This is a genomic window from Pseudomonas sp. P5_B2, from assembly GCF_056400445.1.
The window spans coordinates 1-8,634 of sequence record NZ_JBFULH010000156.1; the positions used below are offsets into that span (position 1 = coordinate 1).

An 8,634-nucleotide genomic window follows, 5' to 3' on the forward strand; every position below is an offset into this window, starting at 1 on the left:
GCTGTACTCCGAGGAAAGACCGGAATACACCGCCGTGTCGAAGTTGTCAGTGCCGTTCAGAATCTCCCTCACGATGACCAGTTGGCCCGGATTGTAAGTACCGTTCAGCATCAGCGGCACCATCGGCTCCATGCTGTCGAACGTGGCGATTTCCGGACCTGTGCCATCAATATTCGCCCGTACGCTGATGCGTACGTTCAGCCACTTGTCACCATCGAGGATGTCGTCACCACCACGACCTTCGATCAGGTCGCTGCCGCTACCACCGAGGATGATATTGCCGCCGTCGTAGAACGTCGCTCCGGCTGGCAGCAGACCCGCCAGGCCATTGATCAGGCCGATGTTGGTCAGCACACTGCCGGTTGCACCCGCAGTGGGCAGCGAAGTGGAATCTTCGTTATCGCCGCGCAGGAAGTCACCGTGAGCCGAACCCGACAAACCTTCCACGATGTCAAATCGCACCAGCGCTGAGGCACCTGAACCCGGCACMGGTGGCACATCGAAAAAGCGGTCGCTGTAATCGATGGTCACGCCTTGGGCCAGTCCCTTGAAGGTCGCCCAGTCGTAGCCGGAGCCGCCGATATAGCGGTCACCGAAGCCGAGACTGCCGACCATGATGTCGTCGCCGCCTTCGGCGTTGAACTTATCGTTCTCGTTACCGCCGATGAACACATCGTTACCGATCACCGGATCGTTGCCGAGCGGGTCGAAGTTGTCGCCAGGTGCGCCGTCCGACGTGCCCTTCTCGATCCAGTCGTCACCTTCGTTACCCATGTCCTGCTCGTTGGCTTTGCTGCCCAGGATGAAGTCGTTGCCCTGGCCACCAATAGCCTCGGAAGCGTCCTCACCGGTGACGATGAAGTCGTTGCCGAACCCGCCAATGATCAGGTTGATGCCATTGCCTCCGTGCAACACGTCGTTGCCGTCACCACCCTGGATGTTATCGTCACCGCCGACGTCAGTAATAATGTCGTCGCCGACGCCACCGCGCAGCTGGTCGTTGCCGTAACCGCCATCGATGCGATCATTGCCAGCATCACCCCAGACCGTATCATCGCCTTCACTGGAGATGAGGATGTCTGCGCCGTTGGTACCGCCCAGCACGATGTGCTCTGCACCGGTGTACTTGATGTAGTTGGTGTCCGGCCCAGCGGTCAGCGGATTGTCGCGGAACACCACCTGCGCTCCGCCCTCAAGCGGATCGACATTGCCCAGGCCTTCGTTGAACTGCTTGCTCCGGTCCACTTCCAGATAGAACCCAGGGTCCGAGAACACCAGGCCCGGCAAGTGGGTGGCCGAGCTGTTGGCCATGATCAGCTTGGCGAACGAGTTGCTTTCCAGTTCGGCATTCATCGACAGGCCAGAGGTACGCTCCAGGTAATAAAAGCGATCACCGTCCTGCAGTTTTTCCATCTGGTTCTCGAACACGAAGTTGAAGGTCGAGCCGAGCATGCCGCCGAACGGGGTTTTCTCTTCGGCCAGGCCGCCAATCCAGAGGTCGATGGCATCGACCCCCGTGATAGTCACACCCTTCAGATCGTCGGCAGTCCCCAGCACCGTATCCTTGCCGGCCAGCGTTACGTTGGCCCAGTCACCGCTGCCGTTGAGGAAGTCCAGGCGGTCAACCGGCTCACCCGCACCACCGAATACCAGCAACATGGCTGCAGCGCGTTTGCCTTCCAGCGTAGTCGCCGCCGTGATCGTGTCATGCGTGCCATAGGCCGCGATGAAGTTGATCAACGACTCCGGATGTTTGAGGTGCTGAACCAGGTCTACCCAGCTGCTGTACGGTTTGAGTTGGGTATCACCGGTTTGGCTATAGATGTCACGGCGGATCGCGTTGAGCGAAGGAATCCCGACGTCGCGGCCACGTGCGATGTTGATCGCCGGCAGGTCGAGCGGCAGGCCGAGCAGGTTATTACGCAGCGCCTCGGTCACGAACTCGTCGATTTCGTTACCGGCCTGGCGAGTCGCCCCTCGGATGATCGCACTGGTCGCATCCTCTGGCGTCAGCCCACTGGCGGCGTACGACAGCGGATTGAGGAACGCCGCGATCAAGCCGAGCTGCTGATTGGGATCAGTACTGTTAGGATCGCCAACCACGTCGAAGTTCACGTCATAGCGATCGACGGTCTCGGTCAGCATCGAGTGACCAAACCGGTACACGGTGTGGGCAAACTCGGCGACGATCGAGGCATCGAGGTCGACGTCATAGACCTGGGTCGGTGCGAAGAACAGATCGACCCTTGGCTGGATGGTCCGCGCAAATTCCTCGAACACCAAATGTTGATACTGCATCTCGGTGCCGAACTTGGCAGCCTGGAACAAGCGCTCGCCATTCCACACCAACGCATCGATCTCGGCTTGGTTGGCGGGCAACGCAGTCACCGGAGTGAGCAGCCACTCGTTGAGGAAAGCCACGTCACCCGAATCGAGCACCGTGTCCATGGTCTGCGCGACCAGCCGGTTGTGCTCGGAGTGGAAGATCGCATGCACCGCGGTCAGGCCAATGTTCTCGTTGACCCGGCCGTCGCCTGCGACGTAGTGAGCGTCGAGCAGTTCGTTGTCATAGGTCAGGTTGTTGCCCTGCGCGCCAACTGGCTGCACATTGCCGACATCGGCGTCAGCATCCGCCTGCAAAACACCGCCGACGATTACCGGCACGGCGTTGTGCGCGATGTCGTTGAGGAAGGCATGGCTGGTGCGTACCGCGTTCACGAGGCTAACCGGACTGGCCGGATTGCCTTCGACTAGCGTGGTGACGTCGTCGGCGGTACCGGCAATGTTGTCTGCCCCGTTGTTAACCCGAATAACAACTTGCGGGAAGCCGTTCGGCCCCTTGATAAAGTTGCCAAAGGGGTCAGTAGCCAGCAGCGGACCGCTGTCGATATCGGCGTCGGTCAGGTTGATGCCAAGAACGTCGCGCGCCTGCGCCTTGACCACTTTCCAAGTCGCCATACCACCGATTTCGGTGTCGTCTGCGGTGCCATACTTGCCATCCAGCCCAAGGTCAACGTTAGTGATCAGCCTGCCGGTCGCTATAGGGCCGTTGGAGGTCAGCTCATAAGCGCGCAGGAACACCTGGTGCGACGGATGCGAGCTGTAGGTCTGGTTTTGGTCGACGAACGGCGTGGTGGTGTTGGTATGCTCATGGATGTCGTCGGCCGTGCCGAGAACGCCATCCGCCCCTGGCAAGTTGGTCGCGCGGGTCAGCACCATGAAGTTAGCGTTGCCGCCTGGTACATACAGCGGATCATCCGGTTGCAGCGGAATGAAGACCGTACCCGAGCCACCCTTGGTCACGAGATCGAGACCATGGTCGAAGAACTGCCCGAAGAAGGTCATCCAGGAGTTGAACGGCGCGGCCAAGCCCGCATCCGCCGCGGTATTCTCGAACAGGTACACATCGTGGTCGTCGGCAGTACCAAACTGACCATCCATGCCGGGGCTGGCGACTATCCGTACACCATCCTTGAGCACGTCGTCATTACCCGTCGCACCGAAGTTGAGCACACCGTCCACACCCGGGTCGTAAGCCGTGGCATAGGCCGCCGGGTTGTTCGACGTCTGGTCGACGATCAGATTACTGATGGTGCGCGGCTGCGAGTCAAAGACAGAGCCGCTGTTCTGCGCATACGACGATCCCGGGATGGCCGGCGACCCAGGTCCGAAGAAGTCGGCAGGAGCACCTTCCGCTGGATTGAAGACCGGATCGGTCAAGCGCGGAAAGACGTTATCGGCAGAACCAAACCCGGTGTTATTGGTGCCATTGAGGTTCAGCAGGTTGTTGTTCGACCCGTCGACCGTACGCAGGCCCAATGGCGCACGGATATTCGGGATCAGCGAGAGGATGTCCTGGCCATCCGCGACTGCCTCGGCAATCTTGATTTGATCAAGAATGAAGTTGAGGTCGGAGCGGACCATGTGCAGGCCTTCGCCACCCGCCGTGGCATCGACCACAGGTACAGGCGCCGTCGGCACAACCGCCGCGCCGGGAGCCACCACGGCAGTCGGTTGCGAGAACACTATTTCAGTCGTGCCATGAGCATCCTGGTAGATCGCCTTGACCCGCAGTGATAGCCCGGCAAGGTCCGGGGAGACCTTGAACGCAGTGCCGTCGGCACTCTGGAACGCCAGGTCGCCGGCCGGCAACAGGATGATGTCCTCGAATACGCCGCTGCCCGGATTGGCCTCGAACTGCCAGTAGTAGGACACCGAGGAGTTGTTGAGCGTACCCGTCGGATTACCCGCCGTGATGTTGTCGGCATCGCGCACCGCAGCCACGCTGACCCGCAGCGTATCGCCCACCGTGATTGCCCCGCCGTTTGCATCCGTGACGGTCGGACTGTTAACCGGTTGTGCATTCAGCCCTGTCACCAGCACTCGCTGGTTATCGGCGAACTGCAGGCGTTCGATATGCAGCAGGGTATCGGTGCCGTCGCGACCGGCTACGGTGTCTGCCACCGTCCAGACATCGTCCGTCACATCAGCCGTGTTGCGGGTGTCACGAGTCACCGTGTACTCAGACTGAACCCCGGAGAAAATGGCGGTATCGAAAGCTGCCCCGCCGGTCGAGGTGCCGGGCAGGATTTCCCGCACAGCCTTGAGTTGACCCGGGTTATAGGTGCGATCCAGCATGAACGGGATCATATCGACCATGCTGTCGAAGGAAGCGATCTCAGGCCCGGTATGGTCGACGTCGCCGGCGGCATACACCGCAATTCTGACGTTGATCCATTTGTCGCCGTCGATCAGATCATCGCCGCCGCGACCCTCGATCAGGTCACTGCCATTGCCACCGAGGATGATGTTGCCAGTGGCAAAACCGGTGGTCGGCAAACCGGCATCAGACAGAAACTGCGCCAGTCCGCGGATCAACGCCACATTGGTCAGCGCACTGCCCGTGGCACCACCGTGGTTGATAATCGTGTCCGCATCGACATCATCGCCTTTGAGCACGTCGGCGAAGTTCGAACCGGATAAGCCTTCAACCTCGGCAAAACGGTCGAGAATCGAAGCCGGCGAAGCGCCGACCGGATTGAATATCCCGGCGTTCTGGTTTGGCGCGTTGCCGTGTGGTTGCGCCAGCGCCGCCAGGGTCAAATCAGCGGTCACGCCGAAGTTGTCATTTTTGTAGGTCACCCAGTCGAAACCGGACATGCCGTCCATCTTGTCCTGGGCATCGCTGCCGACAAAGATGTCATCGCCACCCTCGCCGATCATTTCGTCGAAGCCACCGCCACCAACAAAGATGTCGTTGCCGATCACATCGTCAGTGAGCAAGGGAGCAGCGTTATCGCCAGGCGCACCGTCTTGGGTGCCCTTCTCGATCCAGTCATCACCTTCGTTGCCGGTAGGTGGCAGGTTGGTCTTGGCACCGAGAATGAAGTCGTCACCCCGACCGCCGAAGGTGGTGGTGATGTCTTYAGTAGTGACAATGAAGTCCGAACCATCGCCCCCCAGGATCAGGTTACCTGCAACAAGCATGCTACCGGCCACAATTACATCGTTACCGGCGTTACCTTCCAGACGGTTGTCGCCGAACGAGTCAGTGATGATGTCATCGCCCGCGCCGCCAAGTACCGCATCGTTCCCGGCACCGCCTTCGAGACGATCGTTGCCTTCGTCGCCGTAAACGGTGTCATCGCCTTCACCGGAGATGATGATGTCATTGCCGGCGGTACCGCCCAGGACAACATGGTCTTCACCGGTGTAATGCAGATAATTACTGTCCGGACCTACGGTGTCGGGGTTGTCGCGGATTACTAGCTGCACGACCTCCACGCCGTTGATCATGATGCCGCCCGTTGGATCGGCTTTGAGGTCCGCGCCAAGGTTCGTGAACTGCTTGGTCTGATCTACTTCAAGGGTGAACGTCGGCGTCAGGAACACGGTGTTCGACAGGTGAGTGACATCGGTATTGAGCATCATCAGCTTGGCAAAGGAATTGTTCTCCAACTCGGTGCCGAAGTTCAGACCCGCGGTCCGCGACAGGTAGTAGAAGCGGTCGCCGTTCTGCAACGACTCCAGCTGGGTTTCAAACACGAAGTTAAACGTCGAGCCGAGCATACCGCCGAACGGCATTTTTTCCTCGGCGAGGCCACCGACCCAGAAGTCGATGTCGTCGAGACCCGTGATTGTCACGCCCGTCAGGTCGTCTGCAGTGTTCAGTACCCCGTCCTTGCCGGCCCGCGTTACGTTGGCCCAGGCACCGGTGCTGTTGAGGAAGTCCAGGCGGTCAGCTGGCGAACCGGCGCCACCGAATACCAGCGCCAAAGCGGCAGCGCGTTTATCTGCCAGCGTGGTCGCCCCCGTAATCGAGCCATGCGTACCGAAGGCAGCGATGAAGTTGACCAACGACTCGGGGTGTTTGAGGCTGTCTACCAAGTCAGCCCAGCTGATGTACGGCTTGAGTTGGCTGTCGCCGGTTTGCGCGTAGAACTCACGCCGCGCCTCATTCAAGGTGGGGATGCCAGTGTCACGACCACGCGCCAGGTTCAGTGCCGGCAAATCGAGTGGCAAACCGAGCAGATTGTTGCGCAACGCTTCAGTAACGAACTCGTCAATCTCGTTGCCGAGCTGACGGGTCACACCGCGAATGATCGCCCCTGCCGCTTCGTCCGCCGTCGCTCCGCTACCGGCAAACGCCAGCGGGTTGAGGAAGGCTGCGATCAGGCCGAGTTGCGAGTCAGGGTTATTCGGGTCAGTCAGGAGCGGATTGAACGCAGGGTCGAAGCGATCGACAGTCTCGGTCAACATCGAGTGACCGAAGCGATACACCACGTGGGCGAACTCGGCGAGGATGGCGGGGTTGATCGAGGTGTCATACCCGTTAGGGGCAAGGAATCCGTCGATCTGCGGCTGAACGGTCCGCGCAAACTCCTCGAACACCAGGTGCTGGTACTGCATCTCGGTGCCGAACTTGGCGGCCTGGAACAAGCGTTCTCCATCCCACACCAACGCTGCGATTTCGGCGGGTGTGGTCGGTATTGCGGTTACATCGTCTATCAGCCACTGATTGAGGAAGGCCAGATCGCCTGAGGTCAGGATGGTTTCCTTGGTTTGCTCGACCAGGCGGTTGTGCTCGGAGTGGAACACATGGTGCACGGTGGTCAGGCCAATGTTCTCGTTCACCCGGCCATCGCCGGCAATGAAGTGAGAATCAAGCAGTTCGTTGTCATAGGTCTGGTTGTTACCGAGACCGTCAGTTGGCTGCGTATTGCCGATGGCGGTGTCAACATCGGCTTGCAGAACCCCGCCGACGACGACTGGTGCGGCATTGTGGGCGATGTCGTCGAGGAAACCATGACCGGCGCTTACAGCGTTGGCCAAGCTGATCGGAGCATCCCGGTTGCCTTCGACCAATTGAGTGACGTCATCAGCCGTGCCGGCGGTACCGTCAGCACCGTTGCTGACGCGCATTACTACCTGCGGCATGCCGCTAGGCCCCCGGAGGAAGTTGCCATACGCATCAGTTGCCAGCAGCGGTACGTTATGTACATCGGCGTCGGTCAGGTTGATGCCGAGAATGTCACGGGCYTGGGCCTTGACCACGGCCCAGGTCGCCATGCCGCCATTTGTGCCGTCGCCATCATCGGCAGTGCCGAACTTGCCATCGGCACCCAGATCGCGGTTGGTAATCAAGCGCCCCGTTGCAATAGGGTCACCTGCCGCGTTGAGGACGTACTCACGCAGGAACACCTGATGCGAGGGGTGCGAGCTGTAGGTCTGGCTTTGGTCTACGAACGGCGAGGTGGTGTTGGCCTGGCCATCATCGGCAGTGCCGAGTACGCCGTCCGCGCCGGCAGTACGCACTGCACGTGGCAGCACCATGAAGTTGCTCGGGCCGTTCGGTACGAACAATGGATCGTCCGGCTGCAGCGGAATAAATACGAAGTCGGTACTGCTCTTGGTGACCAGGTCGAGGCCATGGTCGAAGAACTGACCGAAGAAGGTCATCCACGAGTTGAAGCCCGCGGTAAGACCGGCGTCCGCCGACTCGTTGGGGATGAAGAACACATTCTTGTCGTCGGCCGTGCCGAACACGCCATCCTGACCGGGGCTGACCACCGGGGCCGCGCCGCCGTTCGCCGCCACCGCAGCCGGGTTGTTGGCGGTCTGGTCGACGATCAGGTTACTGATAATCCGTGGCTGCGGATCGGTCACCGAGCCGGTCCCTGCGTAAGCCGGGTTTTGATACTGGGGATCAAGCAAACGCAAGAAGGAATTGTCCGCGGCGCCAAATTCGCTCTGCCCGGCGACCAGGTTATTGAAGCTGCCATCGACGGTACGCAGGCCGAACGGCACCTGACTGTTGGGTAGCAAATCAATGAGACTGGCGCCGTTGGAATGCGCCTCTGCAATGAAGATTTGCTTCAGGATGAATTCCAGGTCCGCCTTGTTGAAATTAGCCWTTTGGATTGCCCTCGATCTATATGGAGAAAAGGCACGGGACGATAAACATCCACCCACGCCCAGTCAGGTGCTGGCTTGCGCAGTTTTTTGGTTTTGTTTTTTGGCGAGAGCAGGCGCGGGAAAGGCAAAGCCGTTCTCCGGGAAGTGCACCTGGAATTCGCGGAATGTAGTGCTCGCCGTACAATCAGGCCGAGCAAATCCCAGCGGTAGGTGGGCCAT

The 8,634-nt window shown here is 59.8% G+C and carries 1 protein-coding gene; it reads right to left on the reverse strand.

Features of this window, described 5'->3' with window-relative positions; genetic code table 11:
* On the reverse strand, window positions 1-8,421 hold an 8,421-nt coding region (locus AC1DRJ_RS14105), incomplete at its 3' end, for a peroxidase family protein (RefSeq protein WP_477802697.1).
* Window positions 8,422-8,634: the final 213 nt, after the last annotated feature.